The 21857-nt window shown below is 64.8% G+C and carries 19 protein-coding genes; 8 read left to right on the top strand and 11 right to left on the bottom strand.

The annotated features are described in order from the left end of the window. Positions 1-173 precede the first annotated feature (173 nt). Entirely contained in the window at positions 174-3092 is a 2919-nt protein-coding gene (locus tag BMY29_RS03620) for an MEDS domain-containing protein (protein WP_049989267.1), read from the bottom strand. Positions 3093-3665: 573 nt separating this feature from the next. Further along, the gene (locus tag BMY29_RS03615; RefSeq protein WP_206539049.1) at positions 3666-4106 is read right to left on the bottom strand and encodes an ester cyclase; all 441 of its coding nucleotides are present in this window, start codon (positions 4104-4106) and stop codon (positions 3666-3668) included. A 217-nt stretch (positions 4107-4323) separates the two neighbouring features. On the opposite strand from BMY29_RS03615, the gene BMY29_RS03610 reads away from it, so the two are divergent. Further along, entirely contained in the window at positions 4324-5112 is a 789-nt protein-coding gene (locus BMY29_RS03610) for a hypothetical protein (RefSeq protein WP_049989266.1), read from the top strand. A gap of 67 nt (positions 5113-5179) precedes the next feature. Next, entirely contained in the window at positions 5180-6703 is a 1524-nt protein-coding gene (locus BMY29_RS03605) for a glutamate-cysteine ligase family protein (RefSeq protein WP_049989265.1), read from the top strand. A gap of 55 nt (positions 6704-6758) precedes the next feature. On the opposite strand, the gene BMY29_RS03600 is transcribed toward BMY29_RS03605, so the two are convergent. From BMY29_RS03600 to BMY29_RS03590, 3 genes are all read right to left on the bottom strand, one after another. Beyond that, on the bottom strand, positions 6759-7715 hold the full coding sequence (locus tag BMY29_RS03600) for a hypothetical protein (RefSeq protein WP_049989264.1): 957 nt from the start codon (positions 7713-7715) through the stop codon (positions 6759-6761). A gap of 272 nt (positions 7716-7987) precedes the next feature. Then, the gene (locus BMY29_RS03595) at positions 7988-9358 is read right to left on the bottom strand and encodes a hemolysin family protein (protein WP_049989263.1); all 1371 of its coding nucleotides are present in this window, start codon (positions 9356-9358) and stop codon (positions 7988-7990) included. Next, positions 9352-9582, bottom strand: coding sequence for a hypothetical protein (locus tag BMY29_RS03590; protein ID WP_049989262.1), 231 nt, complete (start codon positions 9580-9582; stop codon positions 9352-9354). The genes BMY29_RS03595 and BMY29_RS03590 overlap by 7 nt, the downstream gene beginning before the upstream one ends. A 169-nt stretch (positions 9583-9751) precedes the next feature. Here BMY29_RS03590 and BMY29_RS03585 point away from each other — a divergent pair, with 169 nt between their 5' ends. Further along, positions 9752-10549 (top strand): competence/damage-inducible protein A, encoded by a 798-nt coding sequence (locus BMY29_RS03585; RefSeq protein WP_049989261.1) that lies wholly within the window; start codon positions 9752-9754, stop codon positions 10547-10549. A 34-nt stretch (positions 10550-10583) separates the two neighbouring features. Here the strand turns inward: BMY29_RS03585 and BMY29_RS03580 are convergent, their stop codons facing one another. Beyond that, on the bottom strand, positions 10584-11234 hold the full coding sequence (locus BMY29_RS03580; protein WP_049989340.1) for a metal-dependent hydrolase: 651 nt from the start codon (positions 11232-11234) through the stop codon (positions 10584-10586). Positions 11235-11349: 115 nt separating this feature from the next. On the opposite strand from BMY29_RS03580, the gene BMY29_RS03575 reads away from it, so the two are divergent. After that, on the top strand, positions 11350-12060 hold the full coding sequence (locus BMY29_RS03575; protein WP_049989260.1) for a helix-turn-helix domain-containing protein: 711 nt from the start codon (positions 11350-11352) through the stop codon (positions 12058-12060). 102 nt (positions 12061-12162) lie between these two features. Here BMY29_RS03575 and gcvH read toward each other — a convergent pair whose 3' ends face one another. The 3 genes from gcvH to BMY29_RS03560 form a co-directional block, all read right to left on the bottom strand. Beyond that, positions 12163-12546, bottom strand: coding sequence for a glycine cleavage system protein GcvH (gene gcvH / locus BMY29_RS03570; protein WP_049989259.1), 384 nt, complete (start codon positions 12544-12546; stop codon positions 12163-12165). A gap of 17 nt (positions 12547-12563) precedes the next feature. Continuing rightward, positions 12564-13661, bottom strand: a complete 1098-nt coding sequence (gene gcvT, locus BMY29_RS03565; RefSeq protein ID WP_049989258.1) for a glycine cleavage system aminomethyltransferase GcvT — start codon at positions 13659-13661, stop codon at positions 12564-12566. Positions 13662-13805: 144 nt separating this feature from the next. Further along, positions 13806-15467 (bottom strand): S8 family serine peptidase, encoded by a 1662-nt coding sequence (locus BMY29_RS03560; protein WP_049989257.1) that lies wholly within the window; start codon positions 15465-15467, stop codon positions 13806-13808. A gap of 292 nt (positions 15468-15759) precedes the next feature. Between BMY29_RS03560 and BMY29_RS03555 the strand changes: the two genes are divergently transcribed. After that, positions 15760-16236 (top strand): NYN domain-containing protein, encoded by a 477-nt coding sequence (locus tag BMY29_RS03555; protein ID WP_049989339.1) that lies wholly within the window; start codon positions 15760-15762, stop codon positions 16234-16236. A gap of 220 nt (positions 16237-16456) precedes the next feature. On the opposite strand, the gene BMY29_RS03550 is transcribed toward BMY29_RS03555, so the two are convergent. Then, entirely contained in the window at positions 16457-16729 is a 273-nt protein-coding gene (locus BMY29_RS03550) for a DUF7513 family protein (RefSeq protein WP_049989256.1), read from the bottom strand. Further along, the gene (locus BMY29_RS03545) at positions 16726-18279 is read right to left on the bottom strand and encodes a Na+/H+ antiporter NhaC family protein (RefSeq protein ID WP_049989255.1); all 1554 of its coding nucleotides are present in this window, start codon (positions 18277-18279) and stop codon (positions 16726-16728) included. Before BMY29_RS03545 ends, BMY29_RS03550 begins: the two co-directional genes overlap by 4 nt. Positions 18280-18533: 254 nt before the next feature. On the opposite strand from BMY29_RS03545, the gene BMY29_RS03540 reads away from it, so the two are divergent. The 3 genes from BMY29_RS03540 to hmgB all read left to right on the top strand — a co-directional run bounded on the left by BMY29_RS03540 (position 18534) and on the right by hmgB (position 21777). Then, positions 18534-19385: a TatD family hydrolase gene (locus BMY29_RS03540; RefSeq protein ID WP_049989254.1), complete on the top strand. Its 852-nt coding sequence runs from the start codon at positions 18534-18536 to the stop codon at positions 19383-19385. A gap of 182 nt (positions 19386-19567) precedes the next feature. Beyond that, positions 19568-20146, top strand: coding sequence for a DUF2150 family protein (locus BMY29_RS03535; protein WP_049989253.1), 579 nt, complete (start codon positions 19568-19570; stop codon positions 20144-20146). Positions 20147-20439: 293 nt separating this feature from the next. Next, positions 20440-21777, top strand: coding sequence for a hydroxymethylglutaryl-CoA synthase (hmgB, locus tag BMY29_RS03530; protein WP_049989252.1), 1338 nt, complete (start codon positions 20440-20442; stop codon positions 21775-21777). Positions 21778-21857: the final 80 nt, after the last annotated feature.

Here is a 21857-nt window from a genome sequence, read left to right as displayed (position 1 = left end):
CGAGCGGCTTTTTTAGCGTAGATTTTCCCACCTCGGGATTGCTTGCTTCGCTCGGAACTGCTCCGCGCAATTTAGTGGTTGCGGAGCGTGGGTCTGAAGATACTGGCCAGCCGTCGTAGTCAATATTGGTTTAAGACAGGTCTCGGGTACCAGAGATGAATGGGTACGTGGACTTACTGCGTCGGATTCTCGCCCGCGGGAAGCGTAAATGAGAACGTCGATCCCTCATCAGGTTCGGACTCGACCCAGATTTCTCCATAGTGATTGTTGACAATATTTTGGCATAGCGAGAGACCGACCCCTGTCCCCGAGTACTCGTCATCGTGGTGGAGCCGCTTGAAAACTTCAAATATCTTGTCCGTTTCGTCTGGATAGATCCCAATTCCGTTATCGGTAACTGCGAATTCCCAGCGGTTAGACCGCTGGTCGGCCGAGATTTCGACGCGCGGCTGATTACTTTCGTTATACTTGATAGCGTTTGAGACGAGATTACTGAATAGGTGTTCGAGTTGCTCTTGGTCGCCTCTCACCGTCGGAAGTGACTCGCTGATGATCTCCGCGTCGTTCTCCTCGATCTGTATCTGGAGATCGTCGGTGACGTGGTCGAGGACTGCGTCACAGTCAACTGAATCGAACTCGTTACCGGCGTGTTCGACCTGTGAGAACGCAAGCAGATCATCGACCATTGCCCGCATCCGGTCAGCTCCATTGACTGCGAAATTGATGAATTCCTGCGCGTCCTCGTCGAGATCCTCCTTGTACCGGTTCTCCAGTAGCTGTAGATACGTTGAAACCATCCGGAGCGGTTCCTGTAGGTCGTGCGAGGCGGCATAGGCGAACTGCCTCAGTCGGTCATTGGACTGTTCTAGTTGATCGATTGTTTCCTTGAGGTCGGCCTCATGCTGTTGGCGTTCGATTTCGTAGCTCACGCACTGGCCGAGGATATCGAGAAACACCTGCTCCGCCTCGGTGAATTCTTCTCGGGTGGCCAGATCCGTGAAACAGACGGTGCCATAGTTCTCACCGCGGACGAACACCTGTGTCCCAGAGTAACATTTGAGATCGAATTCGTGGTAGAGCGCGTCGCCGTCCCATCCGGCCGCCCCAGCGTCGCCGACACTAATCGAGTTGCCAGTGTTGACGACGCGACGGCAGTAGTTGTCCGTCAACGGCGGGGTGAGCGACCCTTCGTCAAGCTCGGGATGCGTACCGTGCATATGCTCGATCTCGAATGCCTGCTCGCGTTTGCGAGTGAGCATCCCAATTGGTAGGTTCAGCCGCTTGCAGCCGACTTCTAGCAATTGATCAATCTTCTCGTCAGGATCGAGATCGGGATTTGCGGTGATTTCGTAGAGCTTCCGCTGGGAATCATTGTTTTCGCGCCGCTCGATTTCGTAGCTGACCCACTGCCCCATCAACTCGATAAACGAGCGCTCGGTCTCCGAAAACGGTCGCTCCCGTAGTTCGGTACTCCCAAACCAGAGCGTGCCGTATGGTGCGGCTCCGGTCGACACTTTCGTCCCGAGGTAGCTCGTTAGTCCAAACTCTTGGTAGATCGTATCCTCGGCCCAATGGGTGTCGCGCACGTCGACCATCTCGACCGGACTATCCTCGGTCATGGTCTGACGGCAGTAACAGCCATTGTCCGGGTCGGTCCATAGCTCCTCATCGGAATCTAAGCCGAGTCCGATGCCCTTCTCGAGTCGGAATTTGCCGTCCCATGACGGCAAGTGATTCAGTCCGGCGATCTCGAGGCCGAACTGGTCGCACCCGAGTTCGAGTAACTGCTCGAGTTTCTCCTCGAAGTCGAGGGCGGGATCGGACGTGATCTCGTAACACTTGTGGAGGAACTGTTCGCGTTGCTGGCGTTCGAGTTCGTACTTGACCCACTGCCCCAGCAACCGCTGGAACGTGCGCTCGTTAGCCGAGAAGTCCTCGTCGCGCGGCTCCTCGGACACGAAGAAGAACGTTCGGTTGTCGTCGCCCTCGACCTCGATATAGGTGCCGAGATACGTCTTGATGCCGAACTCATTATGAACGTAGATATCATCGTACCCGGCCTCAACGGGATCAGCCACGCTCCCGATCCCGCTGGTGTTGGTCGCTGCGGTGCAGTACGTTTCCGACAGAGGGAGTTCGAGACCTGCCTCGAAGTACTCGTGATCGTCACTCACAAATTCGATCTCGAACTGATCGGCGTCGGGGTCGACCTTGGCCATCGCCCCGAGTTCGAGGCCAAACTGCTCGCATCCGAGATCGAACAGTGCCTGCAGTTTCTCCTCGAATGAGAGCGTGGGATCGGACGAGACTTCGTAGAGATATTGCAGGAATCGTTCGCGGCGGTGGAGTTGGGCCTTCGCTATGGTCCGGTCCCGGAGCGTCTGGAGCATGCGCTCGTTTTCACGGGCTGGTGCATCGGCACCGAAGAACTCCTCTGGTGGCGTGTAGTAGACGTTGTGGCATGCAGCGCCGTCGTAGATGAGATGCGGATGCGTCTGGACGACGTTCCGGATGACCTCCGGTGCGAACAAGTTGCGGTTGTACTGGCAGATCGCAAGCGAATCCGTGTGGTCGAAGAGATCGTTGATTTTCTGTTCGTACTCTATGAACTGCTCGACCGACGTATCATCGTTGTTGAGCCACGTCATCTCGGCGACAATCCGGAGCGCCTCGTGGTCCTCAGTAGCCTCGGTGACCATCTCACCGTAGAAGTCGATCATCTCGTCGGGGTCAAACGATCCGTTTCGGAGATAGGTCTCCTGTACGGTGTGGAACGTCAATGCGCCCGCAGTAAGCGCGGTATCAACGTCAAGTCCGGCGTCGCGCATCGCTTCCCGCACCTCGGCTTCAGTACCCTTCTCGATGATATACATGACGCGCTCGCCGCGCTCGAGTCCATGCCGAATAAACGGGATGGCAGCCTCAAACATCTCCTCATGTGTCTCATAGATATGTGCGAAGTGATCGTTGCAGGTATGCCCGTCGAACGGTTCAACCGGGCCCCGGAACTCAGGACTGGACTGAAATGCCTCGAGACCGTTTTCGAGGTCCAGTACTTCTGGCTGGTCATAGCGTCCAACGGTTTGATTCATTAGACCGGGGTACTCGATTCAGACGGTTAAAGTTCGGCATCACTGAGATCGAGATATCATGCCACAATGTCAGCGGCTGTGGATTCAACGCTGCTGAAGGAAATTCTCTATGAGTAAAATTTGTTCAAATATATGGCTGCCCCTGGATTATGGTTACTTCTCGGTCCAATCCATATACTATCCTCTCGATGTATGCCGTGTTTAGTGGTTATGGTGCGCATTTCTCTCCGTTCTGTTCGTTGCGGAAGAGGGGACACCCTCGCCGACTAACGAATCAAAGGTTCTCGTTATCAGTGGACTCTGAGCCTGTGGACCTTCGGTTCGGTGTCGCCCTGACGCGATCCGACAATTCCCGAGATCAACTCACTGTGGTTAAGATCGGGAGGTGAGGTAGTTAGATACGCTAAACCCGCGCGATATGCTCGCCTGGCGGGAAGCACTCACCGGATTCCAACAGGTGAGACGGCGCTTCCCGCGAGATCGCTTATCCGAGCAGGGATGAATCGGCCGTTCAGTAGAGCTTCGAAGTAATCACCGAAAGAAGTGGTTGGACTAGTGATTGCTCTGCACATCCTAGTGCACGGTGGCACTGTCCTCATCAGGAACCGCTCCCAATTGCTGTGCGAACGCGAGCGAATCGAACACGAGCCACGTTTCGGCCAGTTGGCCGTCCTCGATCCGGTCGAATTCCATCCCGTCCATTTCGAACGTCTCGCCGGTCGGTTCGAGGTCGAGATCGGGAAACGGTCCTTCGTGCGTTCCGCCGACGGTGAACTGCACCGCAACGAGATCGCCTTCGACAGCGGTGTGTTCGATCGTGGTAGTGAGGTCCGGGAAGGCACGTCGGATCGACTCGACGTGTTCTTTGAACGCCTCACGACCGCGGATCGCTTCGGGACTCGTGGGATCGTGAAGCACGTAGCTGTCACTCACCAGTTCGTCGATAACGTCCGTGTTGCCTTCGGTGTACGTCTCGAACGAGGCCTGCTTGACGAGTTCTTTATTCGCTTCCATCATTCTCATCGATTTGTCCATTGTCATTACCCTCACTCAGTGTAAATAGGCTCTGCGAGATATTAACTAACGCGCTAAGATGAGCGGTTCGAGACATCTGTCACAGTTTTGGTGTAATGTGTTGTCTTTCGACGGATCCAGAGTGAGCATCGTGTCAGAGAATACGTCACGGCGACCGACGCTAAACAGTAAGCCCTTCGGCGGCGAGTGACCCATTATGGCGGATCACTCGAGCCACGACGATCACGGTGGCCACGACGACGGCCCGGAACCGACCCGCGGCTATGCGCCAGGCGGCCACGGTACGCCAGGCGGGCTCGCGCTCGCCGCGAACGGGCTCCGCCTCGAGCCGGCGGCGACGCGGTTCGACCCGGGCGAGTCCGCGGACTGGACGTACCGGATCGTCGGCGAGGACGGGCGGGTCGTGACCGATTTCGAGGCGGCACACGGACAACGGAGCCACCTCATCCTCGTTCGGCGAGACCTGACCCGGTTCCAGCACCTGCATCCCGACATGGAATCGGACGGGGCGTGGCGCGTCGAGGGGCTCTCACTCCCGGATCCAGGCGTCTATCGCGCGTTCGTCGACATCGTCGTTGACGGGCAGCCGACGACGCTCGGGTTCGATTTATTCGCGTCGGGGCCGGGAGAGATCGAGGCGCGGCCGGACTCCTCGCATCGGGCGACGGCGGACGGCTACGACATCGAACTGCGCACCGACGGGGTCGCCGCTCGAGAACGGAGTCGACTGACGTTCGAGATTCGGCGCGACGGCGAGCCGGTCCCGGAACTGGGAGCGTACCTCGGTGCGCTCGGCCACCTCGTCGCGCTCCGGGAGGGTGATCTCGCGTATCTCCACGTCCACCCGGCGGAGACCGCATCAGACAGCGGTCGCGTCGAGTTCGGCGCGCGGTTTCCGACCCCCGGCCGGTACCGGCTGTTCTTGCAGGCCAGGCCGGCGGGGGTCCTGATCACGACGCGGTTCGACGTCCGCGTCGACGCGTAGCGCTCGCGGGGCTCTTGTCGGCGGTCGCACAGTAGTTCTAAGCGACTGGGACCGCTTTAGTTCCGTAATGGCGGACCGGATCGACCTGATCAAGCGATCGCTCCGGGACGCGACCAGGCGGGAGTTCGATCGTCGCGTCGACGACCAGGCCGCCCGTCTCACCGACGCCGTCCGCGCCGGACGACTCGACAGCCCCGGCTTCGGTCTCGGGCTCGAGGTCGAGGCCTACGTTGTCGACGAGGCCGGGCGGCTCGCTCGGGCGCCGGACGCCGTGTTCGGCGACCGCTGTGACCGGGAACTCGGGGTGCACAACGTCGAATTCCACACCGATCCCGATCCGTTCGACGGGGAGGGGATCGCCGCACAGGCGGCGGAGCTCCGTCGCTGCTACCGGGACGCACAACGCGCCGCCGAGAGCGCGGGGGTGGAGATCGTCCCGGACGCCATGTGGACGATTCCGCCGCCGGACGGCAGTCGCGAGTACCTCGCGGACGTCCGCGACGACGACGGGGTGATCCTCGCCGAGAACATGGCGCCGAAACCCCGCTATCGAGCGATCGATAACGCCATCTCGGAGCGAATCGACGGGCCGATCACCCTCTCGGTACCCGGAAGCGAGCACCGGTTTCCGTCGATCCTGTTCGAATCCCTCGCGAGTTCGATTCAACCGCACGTCCAGATCCCCGCCGCCGAGGACTTCCCGTTCTACTACAACACCGCTATCCGAACGCTCGGTCCGGTGCTCGCCCTGGCGACGAACTCGCCCCTGTTACCGCCGGACCTGTACGACGTCGACGATCCCGCCCGATTACTCGAGGAAACGTACCACGAGCTCCGGATTCCGGTGTTCGAGCAGTCCATCAATCGCGCCTGGGAGAAGGTCCGCGTCCCCGGCGATATCGGGACCGCGGCCGAGACCGTCGAACGGCTCGTCGACGATCCCACGTGTGCGCCGTTTCTCCGGGAGTGGCTCCACGACGACGACCGCGAGACGTTTCCGGACCGGTTCTGGGAACTCGACCACAAGCGAGGGACGTACTGGCGGTGGCTTCGCACCGTCGTCGGCGGCCAACCGGTCGCCGAGGGCGACCGCTGGTCGATCCGCATCGAGTATAGGCCCCTCCCCGCCCAGCCGACGGTGACGGAAACTATCGGATTCCAGTGCCTGGTCGCCGGGCTCATCTGCGGCCTGTGTGCGGCCGACCACCCGCTCGCGACCCTCGATCGAGACGCGGCCGAACGGAGCTTCTACCGCGCGGTCGAAGACGGGCTCGACGCCGACCTCGTGTGGGTCACCGCCGACGGCGAGCGAACGGGCGATCGAGCGGTGATCTACGACGAGCTGTTCGAGTTCGCCCGGCGTGGCCTCCGAGAGCGCGGTGTTCCGCCGGGCACGGTCGAGGAGTACCTCGGTCCGATCGAGGCGCGGTGGACCGAGCGGACGACGCCGAGCCGGTGGAAACTGGACCGCGTCGGCGACCGCCTCGAGGCGGGCGAACCGTTCGCGGACGCAGTGTACGAGATGCAGACCGAGTACGTCCGCCGGTCGGGGACCGGCGAGCCGCTCGTCCAGTGGCCTGAAGCCCGGTGACTCCGACGCAGCGGTCGCTCCCCGCTTCCGGAGCCCGTTCGAAACCGGTATGCGATTATCCCGTACCGTAGACCAGCACGGTGCGAGTCACCGCATCACCCTCAGTCTCGACCCGAACGGGAAACTCCTGGTCGTTGTCGACCGGCGGGGTCTCGTACCCCACCGTGAGGATCGTCCGCTCGCCGGCGTCGAGGGTGATCTGCCGGGCGTCGACCCGTTCCGGGTCGGTACCGACGATCAGTTCGACGGTCTCCGTCCCCGACGTTCCACCCGCGTTCTCGATTTCGACGCTCGCTTCGAGGTACTCCCCGGCGGTAACCGGCGCGTTCGTCTCGGCCCCGGCTACGTCGAACGTCGCGGTCCCGTCGTCGCCGTCGCCGTCGGGCTCGAGCTCGCCGAGACACTCGTCGGCGTGCGGATTGGCGTGCGTGGGGGCGGCCCCCATGTAGTCGGCCCGCCTGGTCGTGAGCGACGTGATGACGGTGCCGTCGTTGCCATAGTCCGGTACTTCGACGACGATTTCCTCGTCACCCGCGTCCACGTTCGACTCGTTGCCGATTTCGAAGGTAACCGACCCCGAGAACGGAGCGGTGACGTCGTCACCAAAGACGACGCCGTCTTCGAGGATCGTATCGCCGTAGAGCCCCTCGTCGTAGAACCCCGTACTCGCGAAGGCGACGTCGTCGGCGTCGAACGTGCCGGAGACCGTGGCCCGGGTACAGGAGTGGAACGTCACCGATCGGTCCGGACCGTCTTCAGTTTCGTCCTCGTTGTCGGTTTCGTCTCCGTCACGGTCTCCGTTGCCGTCGTCTCCGCGAGACTCATCGGCCGAAGCCTCGTCGTCGAGCGACGGATCGGAATCGTCGCTCGAATCGCCCGAGCCGGTCGGCCCGTTCGAATCGCCCGGGTCGCTCTGATCGGTTCCGCCACCCGATGAGTCGACGTTCGCGTCGATACAGCCGGCGAGTCCTACTCCGACTCCTGTCGCGACGACGAATTTCCGACGATCCATATCCGGAACTCCGTCTCCCGCGGCATAAATATGTATGAAATATGTTATGTCCGATTACAGTCATCGAATCGTACCGGAGCGTCCGGACTACCAGACCGTCGCCGCGAGCGACACCGACCGCGGGCGGCGAACGAGGCCGCGACGCCGCGGATTTCGAACGGACCGCAGGACTACGGGGTTCGGACTGGGGCGAGACCACAGTCCGGGGCCGCGATTACACTCGCCTGGTCGAGAACGAGCGAAGGCGACGGGAATCCCGCCGAGCGGGCGGCTCAGTCGGACGACTCCTCGGCTTCGGCCTCCGCTTCCGGCGCGGCTTCGCTGACGATGACGCTCGAGATCCGCGTCCCTTCCACGTCGTCGACGGTCACCTCGTAATCGTCGGCGCGAATCGCGTCGCCGACTTCGGGAGGACGGCCCAGGCGACTCAACACCAGGCCGCCGATGGTGTCGAACGCCTCGCTCTCGAAGCCGGTGCCGAGGACGTCGTTGACGTCGTCGAGGGCGACGCCGCCGTCCATGGCGTAGCGGCCGTCCGGCAGTTCGTCGATCGAGGGCTCCATCGCGGCGACGTCGAACTCGTCTTGGATCTCGCCGACGACTTCTTCGATAACGTCCTCGATGGTGAGGATCCCCTCGAAGGCGCCCCACTCGTCGATGACGACGGCTAACTGGACGTTCTGTCGGCGGAATTCGGCGAGGATTTCGTCGATCCGGCGGGTCTCGGGAACGATAAGCGCGTCGCGGGCGAGGTCACGCGCGGCCGGCTCCGCATCCTCGGCCGCCGAGTCGTCCGCGTCGGCGGACTCGATGGCCTGGAGGACGTCCTTCGCGTGGACGAAGCCGACGACGGGCTCGTCGGCGTCCTCGTCGACAATGGGGAAGCGGGTGTAGTTCCCCGTCGCCGCGACGCCGCGGAGCTCTGAAAGCGGCATGTCCGCGTCGATGGTGACGACGTCGGGTCGGGGGACCATCACCTCGCGGGCGACGGTGTCGCCGAGGTCGAAGACCGCCTCGATCATCTCGACCTCGTCCGTGTCGACGGCGCCCTGCTCGCCCGATCGGGAGACGATACGCATGATCTCCTCGGGGCTGTGGCTCTCGTCGCGTTCGGAGGCCGGCGCGATGCCGAAAAGCCGGACGAAGAAGTTCGCCGTCCCGTTGAACACGACGATACCGGGAATGAAGAGGTAATAGAAGAGCTTCATCGGGCGGGCGACCAGCAGCGCGATCCGCTCGGCTTCCGCGATGGCGATCGTCTTCGGCGCGAGTTCGCCGAAGACGACGTGCAGGAAGGTGATCGTGCCGAACCCGATCGCGATCGCGACCAGGTGAATCGTGCCCGCGGGCAACACCGATCCGAGTATGGGTTCGATGAGCGAGGCGATGGCCGGTTCGCCGACCCACCCCAGCCCCAGCGAGGCGATCGTGATGCCGAGCTGCGTGACCGCGAGGTAGTCGTCTAAGTTCTCTTCGGCCTCCCGGACGAGCTTCGCCGACGACCGGCCCTCCGCGACGAGCGTCTCGATCTGAGTCGACCGAATTCGAACGTACGCGAACTCCGCCGCGACGAAGAAGCCGTTCAGGAGGACGAGAAAGAAGGCGAGGGCGAGCCGTCCGAGCGAGAACGCGACGTCTACCATCGGTCCCACCCCGCACTCGCCTGATTCGGGTTCAGGTTCGAGTTCGCATACTGCGACCGCGACACGGACGACGTGTCGGCGGCGATACCGTCGCCGTGCTGGCTCTCGGTTCGACTGTCGAGAGCGGTCGCTCCGTCGGGATCGCGATCCCTGCTGGAGCCGCCGCTACCGCAGCTCCGCGCCGCGTCGGGCGGCCGCGGCCGCTCCTGGAGAACGCCGGACATACGGACGATAGGGTGACGAATCACAAAATCGTGGCGCAGGCATCGGCGGGCCGTCCTCGCACGGAGCCCCGCGTCTCGAGTCGCGTCGTCGAGCTATTGATCGAGTATCGCCGAGCGAACCGCAGCGTCGTGCGGAGACGATAACTGTCCGGGACCCCCACTACCCGCTATGAACGTCGCGATCGTCACCGTCGGCGACGAAATACTCGCCGGGTCGACGACCAACACCAACGCGTCGTGGCTGGCCGAACGAATGACCGAGCGCGGGAGCACGGTCGAGTGCATTCTGACGATCCCCGACGACCGCGCCCTCATCGCGGACTACGTCGCCCGCTGGAGCGACGACTTCGACGCCGTCGTCGTCACCGGCGGCATCGGCGGCACGCCCGACGACGTGACCGTCGAAGCCGTCGCCGACGGTCTCGACCGCGAGTACGTCGTCCACGGCGAGATCCGCGAGCGCCTGGTCGAGAAGGCGGCCGCGTTCCGCGACGAGAATCCGGATCTGGTCGAGGACTACGACCTGCAACTCGACGTCGACGCCGCGGCGTCGATCCCCGCGGGGGCGACGCCCATCGTCACCGACGAGGGGTGGGCACCGGGCTGTATCGCCGAGAACGTCTACGTCTTCGCGGGGATTCCCGACGAGATGAAAGCGATGTTCGAAGCGGTGTCCGAGGAGTTCCAGGGCGATTCGGTCGCCCGCACGCTCTACACGCCGGCCCCGGAGGGCGCGCTCCACGAGGCCCTCGAGGCCGTCTCCGAGCGGTTCGACGTCTCGGTCGGGAGCTACCCGCGCAGCGAGAACCGGCCTGGCCGGCTTCGCGTCTCGAGTACCGATCCGGAGACGGTCGAGGAAGCCGTCGAGTGGCTCCGAGCGAACGTGGAGACGACCGAGCCGCCGGTGGCCGAGGGGGACGAAGACGAGGGCGTGGACGGGGACGGAGACGAGGGGGCGGTCGAATAACGACCCGCCGGTCGGCCATTCGACAGCCGGTCGGTCACCTGATCCGGTAGTGCTCGACCGTTCGGACCAGCACCGTTGCGAACCCCGTGACGACGAGTACCAGCCGCTCGCCGTTACCCGCGACCGGAAACACGCGCTCGACGTTCGAGGCGGACTTCTCTCGCGTCGGGTTGAAGCCGGTCGCGTAGTGGACGTCGTCGGTCGTGCCCCGCGAAATCGATTCGACGACCCCGGCGCTGCCGCCGTCGAGTTCAATGAACGTCTGGACGACGCCGCGCTGATCGGTGAGCAGTAGCTCCCCGGAGAGATCGTAAAACCGGTCCTGAAGGGGCCAGAACAGGTTCGCACCGTTGTAGAAGGCGTCCAGCAGGATGTGGACGAACAGCATCGCGGCGAGTGCGACCCACGCAATCCGATAGCCGCCAGCGCCCCAGCGTTCGCGGACGACCGACCGGTCGCGGTACCGGCCGTCCCAGACCAGCGCCGCGGCCAGAACGGCGACGAGCCAAACGTTGTGCAAGAGCGTGCGGTGTGCGCCGGGGACGAACAGCCCGATCAGGGTGTCCGCGTCGAGGGCCGCAGTCAGAATCATGACGAGTAGAATCGCTTTCGGCGTGAACCGATCGCCGAGGAGTGCTGTCCCGACCAGGCCGGCGAGGGCGATGTGGACGGCGACCGAAGGCATGATAACGTACGACATGGTCCGACTATTTACTGTTGGGGTGCTTCTCGATGCGCGAAGCGAAGGCCGCGGATCGTCTCCGGTAGCTACTTGAGCCGACCGGACGACCCACGGGTATATGGGCGGGCGCGGACCGAAACGGGAGCTCGCGGAGAAGATCGCCGGAGAGATCACGCTGAGCGACGATCCCGGTGCGACCCTGCGGAAGTGGCGCACCGACTTCGACGTCTCGCAGACCGATCTCGCGGCCGAACTGGACGTCTCCTCGTCGGTCATCTCCGACTACGAGAGCGGTCGCCGGGAAAGCCCCGGCATCGCCGTCGTGGCCAGGCTCGTCGACGGACTGCTCGCGATCGACGAGCGCCGCGGCGGCGAGCGCATCCGGCAGTACGGGCGCGTCCTCTCGGCCGGCTTCGAGAGCGACGTCGTCCACGATTTACGGGAGTACGCCACCTCGATCCCGCTCTCGCGGCTCTACGCCGAACTGGGCGCGACCGAGGTGGCCGCCGGCGGCACCGACCGCATCAGCGGCCACACGGTCATCGACAGCATCGAAGCGATCACCCGCCTCTCGAGCGAGGAGTTCTTCCGCCTCTACGGCCAGAGCACGAACCGCGTGCTCGTGTTCACGGGGGTTACGCGGGGCGAATCCCCGCTCGTGGCGCTGCGGGTCGTCAACCCGACGCCCAACGCCGTCATCCTCCACGGGATCGACGAGGACTCCCTCTGGGACCACGCGGCCGACCTGGCCCGGATCGACGGCTACTCGCTGGCCGTGACCGACGCCCCGTTAGACGAGATGCTCGATCGCCTGGTCTCGCTCGAGTAGTTCGGCGGTGGATTCTCGATTCGACGGATCGACCCGTGGAGCCGTCCCGGTGCGCTGCTACGGCTACGCGGACGTCCTCTCGTCGTCGAAAAGGGATGCCGATCAGGCGATCTGGTCCTCGTACTCGTCGGCAGTGAGTAGCTCGTCGAGTTCGTCCATGTCGTCAGGCTCGATCTCGAGCATCCACCCCTCGCCGAAGGGGTCGTCGTTGACGAGTTCGGGGGAGTCGAACAGCGCCTCGTTGACCGCGGTAACCTCACCGCTGACCGGCGCGTAAAGGTCGGAGACGGCCTTGATCGATTCGACGACGCCGAGCTCGCCCTCCTGATCGAGGGTGTCGCCCTCGTCGGGGAGTTCGACGAAGACCACGTCGCCGAGTTCGTCCTGCGCAAAGTTGGTGATACCGACGCGGACGACGTCGTCAGTCTCGAGTGCCCACTCGTGCGATTCCAGATACCGTCTGTCGTCGGGAACGTCGAAGCTCATGGTGTGTACGGGTATCGTTATACGGTGTCGATGAAGGGTGTGGTTTCGACTCTCGCTTTCTTCGACCGGCCGCGGACGACCACCTGCAGTGTCGTCCCCGGCTCGGCGTACTCGACCGGGACGTAGCCCAGCCCGATCGGCTTCTCGAGGGTCGGGCTCATCGTGCCGCTGGTGACGGTGCCGATCACCCGGCCCTCGGGGTTCGTGATGTCGTAGCCGTGTCTGGGGACGCCGCGGTCGATTAGCTGGAAGCCGGCGAGTTGCTCCTCGACGCCGGCCTCCTCGACTTTCGCTAAGGCGTCCCGGCCCACGAATTCGGTGTCGAGCGCGACGGTGAAGCCGATCCCGGCCTCGTAGGGCGTGCGCGGGTTCGACTCCGGATCGAAGTCCTGACCGGCCAGCAGGAGGCCGGCCTCGATGCGGAGCGTGTCGCGGGCGCCGAGCCCGCAGGGCTGGCAGTCGAACGCCGCCCAGATCTCCTCGGCGGCCGCCCAGGGGACGATCAGTTCGAAGCCGTCCTCGCCGGTGTAGCCCGTTCGGGCCGTCCAGCAGTCGACGTCGCCGATCGTCGCGTAGGTGGCCTCGAACCGATCGAGTTCGTCGACCGAGTCCTCGGTGACCTCGGCGACGAGCGCGGCCGCGTTCGGTCCCTGGACGGCGAACATCGCGTACTCGTCGGTCCGGTTGTCGACGGTCGCCTCGAGGTCCCACTCGTTGCGGTAGCTGATCCACCGCTCGTGGGTCTCCTCGTCGGTCCCGGCGTTGGGGATAAACAGGTACGTCGGATGTTCGCCTTCGGCGGGCAGTCGATACACGACGGTGTCGTCGAGGATGAGTCCCTCCTCGTCTGTGATGGCGGCGTACTGCGAATCGCCGACCCCGAGACGGGAGACGTCGTTCGTCGTTAGCCGTTGCATCAACTCCGTCGCGTCCGGGCCGGTGACGTGAATCTGACCCATGTGCGAGACGTCGAAGATGCCGACGTCCTCTCGAACGGCCGCGTGCTCCGTCTGGATCGAATCGAACTCGACGGGCATGTCCCAGCCGCCAAACTCCGTGAACTTCGCCCCGCGCTCGTCGTGTATCCCACGTAACGGCGGCGTCTGAAGCGGCATACTCCAATCGTCATCCGCGGGGTAGTAATGTCTTTTCGTCGGCCGCACGCGACGCTGCCCGCCTGGCGAGCCGAGACGGCGACGCCGATCGCTGCTGCCGGCGACGGGGTCGCCGCGCGCCGGGGGTCTCGCTCCAGGCGGCGGCTATCGACCGCGCTCCTCGATTCGCAGCGTGTACTCGCCGCTGCCGCCGGTTGCGTGGACCTCGATGCCGAACTCCTCGTCGCCGTCGAGCGGGACGGTGATCGATTCGCTCGCGCCCGACCCGGTCGCCGACTCGTCGTGGATCCACCGACTCGGCGAGCGACCGTCGGTGGTCACGTAGAGATCGAAGTCCGCCCCGGAGGGCCCGTCGATCGCGATCGTCGCCGAACAGGGATCGCTCGTCCGCAGGGAGTAGCCGTACCGGGCGGTCTCGCCCCACCACCCGCTACCGTCGAGCGCGCCGCTGGCGCTCGCGGTGACCGTCTCATCGCCGCACTCGCCGGTCGCACCCTCGTTCGTCTCGTCGCCGTCACTCCCGGTCTCTCTGTCGGAGAACGGAGCCGTCGTCACCGCGGCGGCCGCGTCGACCCGGCCGTGCCCCTGTTCGTCGTCGCCGAGCCCGACGTCGACCGCGGTCGCCCGGAGGTGCTTCCGCAGTTCCGACCGCGAGAGCTCCGGGTGGGCCGACAGCGCCAGGCCGGCGACGCCGGCGACCACCGGGGCCGCCATCGACGTGCCCGACATCCGAGCGTAGCCGTTTCCGGTCACGCTCGAGACCAGGCGAGTCCCGGGCGCGGCAAGTTCGATCTCGGGCCCGGTGTTGGAGAAGGAAGCGAGTGAGTCGTCGTCTTCGAGCGCCGAGACGGCGACGACGGTGTCCTCGGCGGCGGGCGAGTAGACGCGATCGGCCCCGTCGTTGCCGGCCGCGCCGACGAGCAGGACGCCCCGGTCGGCCGCGTACTCGCAGGCCGCCGTCAGCGTCCGGTAGGAGCCGTCGACGCCCAGCGAGAGGTTGACGACGTCGACGCCCTCGTCGGCGGCCCACTGGATCGCGTCGGCGATGTCCGAGAGCGAGCCCTGGCCGCTGCCGTCGAGCGCGCGGACCGAGAGCAGCGAGCAGTCGCTGATACCGGCGTGCCCGGTACCGTCGTCGGTGCCGCCGGCGGCGATGCCGCCGACGTGGGTGCCGTGGGTCTCGTCGCTCGCCGGGTACGGGTCGCCGTCACCGTCGACGAAGTCCGCGCCGATCCGGTCGTCGACGACGCCCGCCAGCGCGGGGTGGTCGTACTGGATCCCCTGGTCGACGACGGCGACGACGACGTCCTCACTGCCGCGGGTGGTCTCCCAGGCGGTTTCGCAGCCGATCTGCTGGGGCGCGTGCTGGTAGTCGTAGTAGGGGTCGTCCGGGTCGAGCAGCGACTGGACCGTGACGTTCGGCTCGGCGTACTCGACGGCGGGCGAACTCGTGATGGCCTCGATGAACTGCTCGCGGGCGTGGTCCGGCGCATCCGACGGGAACTCGACGACGGCATAGCGGATCGTCTCGTTCGCGTGGACGACGTCGGCCTGGCCGGGGACGGCGTCGCGCGCCTCCCGGGCTACGTCCGCGCCGGCGACCGCCGCGGAGATGCCGACGATGATCTCGTCTTTCTTCGGGCCCGGATCGCGGCCAGGCGTCGCGCTCGCGACGCCGGTCGACCCGACCAGGCCGCCGACGGCGATCGAACCGGCACCGGTCAGGACTGATCGGCGGTCGTACGTGCGGTCGGCGTCGGGGTCGGCCGTGGAATCCGGCTCCTCGGGGGGACCGTTCTGCGTCATAGGACGACAGTCACCAAAGTCTGAAATTAGTAAACGCTTATCGAACTATCCGTCGTTTATTTCCGAAGATACGCGTCTCTCGATGTCAGAAGACAATCTGGTCGGGGGATAGCTACTGAACATATGAAGGCCGCCGATTACGGCCGCCGATTGGTCGGGGAGAAACGTACGCGGGGTTGTGGTCGGAAGCGTGTCACCTCGGGCCGCAGCGTTCGACTCGCGTCGGGACGACCGGCCGACCGCCGCGGTCGCGTTTCGTCACATCTATCTCGCGGCCGGGGAAAGTCCGGGTATGTTCGACCGCGTTCGCGCCCGATTCGCCGCGCTCGGCGGCGGCGATTCGCAGTCCTCCGCCGAGCCGTCCGTGGGGCTGTTCGTCGACGGGCCGAACGTCTTCCGCGACGAGTTCGACGTCGACCTCGACGACCTCCGCGACGCCGCCAGAGACCTCGGCCGCGTCGGGGTCATTCGACTCTATCTCGACGAACACGCGACGCCCGGCCTCATCCAGGCCGCCGAGGCCCGGGGGTTCGAAGTGATCGTCACCAGCGGCGACGTCGACGTGAAACTCGCCGTCGACGCGACCGCCCTGACCGGCGACGGCACCATCGACCGGCTCGCGGTCGCCTCGCGGGACACGGACTTCAAGCCGGTCCTCGAGTACGCGGGCACCGTCGGCGCGGAGACGATCGCGATCGCGCCTGGCTCGCACGGCCGCTCCGACGCGCTGCGGAACGCGGCCGACGAGGCGATCACGCTCGGTGACTGAGCGTCCGGAGCCCGAAGTATGGAATTCAGGGACCGAAGTCCCGGTCGCGAGCGTGCGTGTACGATCCGAGTCGTGTACAACTGCTAGTGCGACAGCGACTCCTCGACGGACGGACCGACCGGAAGCCGTACCGCGGCCTGGTCGGTCGATCGCGCAGCCGAGCGAAAGCGAGGCCGCAGTACGTCACTCCGCGTCGGTTTGAGAGACGAAAACGGAGAGGCTACCCGCTGTAGGAGCTCTCGCCGATGATCTCGACGAGGTCGCCTTCGCCGGTCGCCGTGGTCTCGTCGAATCGAGTCACGCGGACTCGGACCTGCATCTCGACGGTCTCGGGGCCGGCGCCGTCGATGAGCAGTTCCGTGTCGCCGACGTACGCCCGGCCCGTCGAACCGTTGGTCTCGGCGACGAAGACGTCGATTTCGCTCCCCTCGTCGAGGGAGGGACGGTTCGCCCGGAATTGCCAGCCTTTGAGGTACTTCTCTAGGAAGCTCATACGCGTGCCACCTCCTCACTCTCGCGGTCGATCACGTACTCGCGGCCGAAGCCGGTCAGCGCCGCGATGACGAACACCGCCACCAGGAGCCATCCCTGGAAGACGAACGGGACGACGTCGATCGGCGTGACGAGCATTCCTGTGTCGAACCAGTCGTACGATCCCGGTAACTCCTGCATCGCCGAGTAGCCGGCGAGGACGCCGCCCGACCACGGGAAGATGTAGCCCATAGCGGCCGTCTGTCCGTCCAGGATGTTCGCCCGGCGGTAGCCGTTCAGGTTGAACCGCTCGCCGATCTTCGAGATGTACGGGCCGATCGCGACCTCGGCGGCCGTGTTGATCGTGATGATCGCGTTGATCAGCGCCGCGGTGCCCACCATCGTGAGTTCGGCGTTGCGGACGTTCGTCGCCAGGTTCTCGACGGACCACTCGAGCAACACGTCGAACGCGCCGCCGCGGATCATGATCTGAGCCGCACCGATGATCAGCAGGACGAGGATCGACAACTCCAGAAAGCCCGAGACGCCGGTCATCAGGCTCCCGGTGACGCCGATCGCGTCGGGATCCTCGACGATCGTGAGGATCGGCAGGGACTCGAGCGGCTGCGACAGCGGCGCGTCCGGGGGCGCGTTGAACATGACGATGTCGCCGAGCCCCGTCAGTCCGAAGACGAGGTTGAAGGCGATCGCGAGGACGATCCCCCACGAGATCGCCTCGACGATGTGCCGGCCGGCGACCGCCGCGCCGATCACGGCGAGCATCGAGACGAGGTGGATCAGGCCGATTGCCTCACTCTCCTCGAGGAGGACTTCCTGGGCCTCGGCGCTGAGTTCGAGGCCGGGCATCGCCTGGCCGGCGGCGACGTAGCCGACGAAGGCGATGATCGCAGCGATGATGACGTACTTGAACCGCGAGGCGACGACGCCACCGATGTCGGCGTCCTGAGTGACCGCGCTGACGATCGTGGTGTCACTGACGGGCGCCAGGTTGTCGCCGAAGATCGCCCCCGAAAGGATCGCACCGAACAGCAAGACGGGGTTGGCGCCGAGCAACACGCCGGCCGGGAAGAACAGGCCGACGAAGGCGATGCTCGCGCCGTAGCCCGTCCCGATCCCCGTCGTGAAGACGGCGGCCAGGACGAACGTGATCGCCGGGAACAGCGCCGCCCCGACGCCCGCGGCGTCGGCCAGCCAGACCAGGCCGCCGACGAAGCCGCCGTCCTGGAGCAACTGGGCGAACATGCCGGCCCAGATCCAGGCGACGATCGCCGTCACCGCGACTGGTTGGGTCATCCCCTCGAAGATCGTGTTGGCGTAGGTCTGCCAGTTCCCCCGAACGAAGAACATCCCCAGAATGAGGCCGACCAGAATCCCGACGATGAGCCCGCCGGTGTCCCCGATCCGCCAGAGGGCGGTCTGGACGATGGCCCACAGGATGAAAAACGCGATCGGGATCGCGCTCATCCCGCGGCCGCCGTAGAACTCGATGTCCGGGTCCCCGCTGCCGGGCTGTACGAACTGGTCGGTCGGTCCGTCCCCAGTATCACTCATATTATCTCACTCATATTCCCACATTGTGCTAACTGTATCCGTCATAATAACCATTTCTGACAGTATTGGAATCGTATTTCTCGTCGGTCGCTATCGGTCCTTCATCCTATACGCACGAAGTCTATCATTTACCCATCGATTCCGTCCTGCGAGCGCGTCTCGGCGAGCGATCGAACCGGCCGGACCCGTCGAACGGGCCACACGCTCGCTTCGAAGTCGGTGAGTTTTCGAGCGCGGCCCACTCACATACGGCTATGATCGACGATCGGCCGGTGCTGGACGACCACCTCCACCTCGATCCGGATAATAATCGAGGCATCGACGCCGTCAAAGACTTCGCCCGCGTCGGCGGGACCCACCTGCTCGTGGTGAACAAACCCTCCTGGCACCTCGGCGTCGAGGCCGAGACCGGCGAGGATTTCCGCGCGGTCTTCGAGCGCACCATCGAAATCGTCGCCGAGGCCTCGGCCGAACTCGAGGGCCGGGCCTGGCCCGTCCTCGGCGTCCACCCCGGATTGATCTCGCGCCTGGTCGACGACCGCGGGTTCACGCCGGCGGAGGCCCGCGACCTCATGCAGGCGGGGATCGACGTAGCGGCGGAGTACGTCGAATCGGGCGAGGCCCTGGCGCTGAAGTCCGGCCGCCCGCACTACGAGGTCGACGACGACGTCTGGGCGGCCTCGAACGCGGTCATGCGTCGCGCGTTCGAGCACGGGGCCGCCCTCGACTGCGCCGTCCAACTGCACACCGAGGCCAGCGAGGACCTGACCGAGGTAGCCGACTGGGCCGAAGAGGCCGGCATGCCGGCCCACAAGGTCGTCAAACACTACGCGAGCGGCCGCCTGGCGGGGCCGACGCCGAGCGTGATGAGCGAGAAGGACCGCTTGGAGACCGCCGCCGAGCGCGGCGAGCCGTTCTTGATGGAGACCGACTACATCGACGACCCCGATCGGCCGGGAGCGGTGCTCGGTCCGAAGACGGTCCCCCGGCGAGTCCGCTGGCTGCTCGAGAACGGCCACGACGAGGCGGTCCGGAACGCCCACGTCGAGACGCCGAAGCGAGTGTACGACATCGACACGGAAGCGACGCTCGAGCCGGACGAGTAGCGGGGTCGGTCGCCTCGCTCGGTGCCCGTCGCCCCCGCCCGATCCACGACGACCGACGAGCGCGGACGAGAGCGAAGACGGGCGCTTGAGAGGCTGTTACGGCTCTTTCAGTCGAACTAGACAGTCACTAGATTCGGCTAGTGTAGAGAAAGGCATTTCAAGCGGCCGGTGTAGGTGTCTGTATGAGCAATCCCCCGACCGAGTTCTACTCGGAGGAACGCTGGCAGAACTGGATCGGTCGAATCAAGGACGAAGACATCGATCCGGAGGACGAGTCATCGGCGCGGCTGCTGCTCAACCTGCAGGACGACACGGCCATCGCGGTCGCCAAGATCGTCTCGGCCTACGACGACGGGGAACTCGATCAGGAGGACGCGCTCGCCGAGATCGAAGACGTTCGCGAGATCGTCCTCGGCGAGGTCGACATCGAGGACGAGGAGAAGCTGATCCTCGTCGACGGCGTTCAGACGAGTCTCGTCTGCGTCTTCTTCGCCGCCGAGGAGTACATCGCCAACGGCCCGGCCGAGGACGGAAGCGTCGGCGACTATCTCGGCGCCGCGGCTGACGCCGAGGCCGAGGAGGACTTAGACGCCGCGCTCGGCTACGCCGCTCAGGCGGGGACGCTCGTCATCGACGACGAGGACCTCGACATGACCGTCGCCGAGGACCTCGAGTACGGCCTGGTCACCGAGTGGATTAACGGCCTCGACAGCCTCCAGAGCGCGATGAGCGACCCGGAGGTCGTCGAGGAGGACGAGTAATAGAGACGTTCGTCGCGGACGGCCGTCTTTTCGGCACTCGATCTAGTGAGTGTGAGATCGCGCCCGACCCGTACGCCGCGTGTGTTCGGGGACGCGAGTCGTCGATCGCTCGCGATTTCGAACTGACCTGTACCCGGATCGTACGTTATTTTCCGCCTCGAATCGACCGTTAATCGGCGCTTCGCATCGGTCACGGGCAATCGGACGACGAGAACGATAAATCGGCGACTTATTCGACGATCGTCGATACAACGAACGACAATACCTTGTACTATCACCTGTATTGACGACGTATGACTGCAGTCGGTATCGACGCCGTCGAGATCTGGACCGGGAACCTCAAGCTCGACCTTCCCGGGACGTTCGCCCCGCAGAAGGGCGAAGACCCCGAGAAGTACACGAAAGGGCTCGGCCTCAACGTCAGCTCCTTCCCGGACAGTTACGAAGACATCGTCACGATGGGCGCCAACGCTGCCCACCGGCTGATGGAGCGCAAAGGGCTCGAACCCGACGATATCGGCCGGATCGACGTCGCGACCGAGAGCGCGTTCGATAATTCGAAGCCGGTTTCGACGTACGTCGCTGGCTGTCTCGAACAGGTCTACGACGGCAACTTCCACCACGCCAACAAGGGCGAACGGAAGTTCGCCTGTATCGCGGGTACCCAGAGCTTAGACGACGCCTGTAACTGGATCCGCGCGGGCCGCAACCGCGGCCGATCGGCGCTGGTCATCGCGACCGACACGGCGCTGTACGCCCGCGGCGACGACGGCGAAGCGACCCAGGGCGCCGGCGCCGTCGCGATGCTCATCAGCGAGGACCCGGATCTGGTCGAACTCTCGACCGAGCAGGGTTACGGCTCGGCCGACGAGACCGACTTCCTCAAGCCCAACCAGCAGTTCCCCTCCGTCGACGGCAAGCGCTCCGTCCAGGTTTACCTCGCGCGGATGCGCGAAGCCCTAGAGGACTTCGAGAGCGTCGCCGGCGAGGTCCACGAGGACGACTTCGTCTACGCCCCCTTCCACACTCCCTTCCCGGGCATGGTCCGGAAGGCCGCCCTGCTGGCCTACCGCCACATCATCCGCGACACGGGCATCGAGGACGAACTCGCCGAGGAGATCGGGCGCCAGCCCCGGCCCGAAGCGTTCGACTCCGACGAGGAGTTCCGCGACGCGCTCCGGGAATACATGGACGCGCTCAAAGACACCGACCAATACGCCGAGTGGTACGACGCGGCCATCGATCCGTCGCTGACGATCTCCCGCGAGGTCGGCAACTGGTACACCGGCTCCGTCCACGTCGCTCGCGCGAGCACGCTCAAACACGCCCTCGAGAACGACCGCGAACTGACCGGCGAACGGCTGCTGGTCGGCTCCTACGGCAGCGGCGCCCAGGCGGAGATCCACGCCGAGACGGTCCGCGACGGCTGGAAGGAAGAAATCGAGGCGCTGAACGTCGACGAGCAGCTCGCCGAACGGTACGAACTCAGCTGGGAGGACTACGAGGAGATCCACGACGCCCACAACCACGACATGGACGTCGACGTCGAGGAGTTCACGACGCCCAGCGAGGAGTTCGTCTTCGACGGCTGGGGTCGCATGGGCGAGCGGAAGTACCGGTACGTCGAATAGGACCGATTCGGTAGGTCTCGGTTCGGGTCACTGCCAGGCTGGCTCGCCTGGCCGGCAGTTCGACTGCTCCTTCCATCGGA

Origin of the sequence: Natrinema salifodinae (genome assembly GCF_900110455.1) — an archaeon.
GTDB classification, from domain to species: Archaea; Halobacteriota; Halobacteria; order Halobacteriales; family Natrialbaceae; genus Natrinema; species Natrinema salifodinae.
This window is presented reverse-complemented; position numbering and strand designations above follow the sequence as displayed.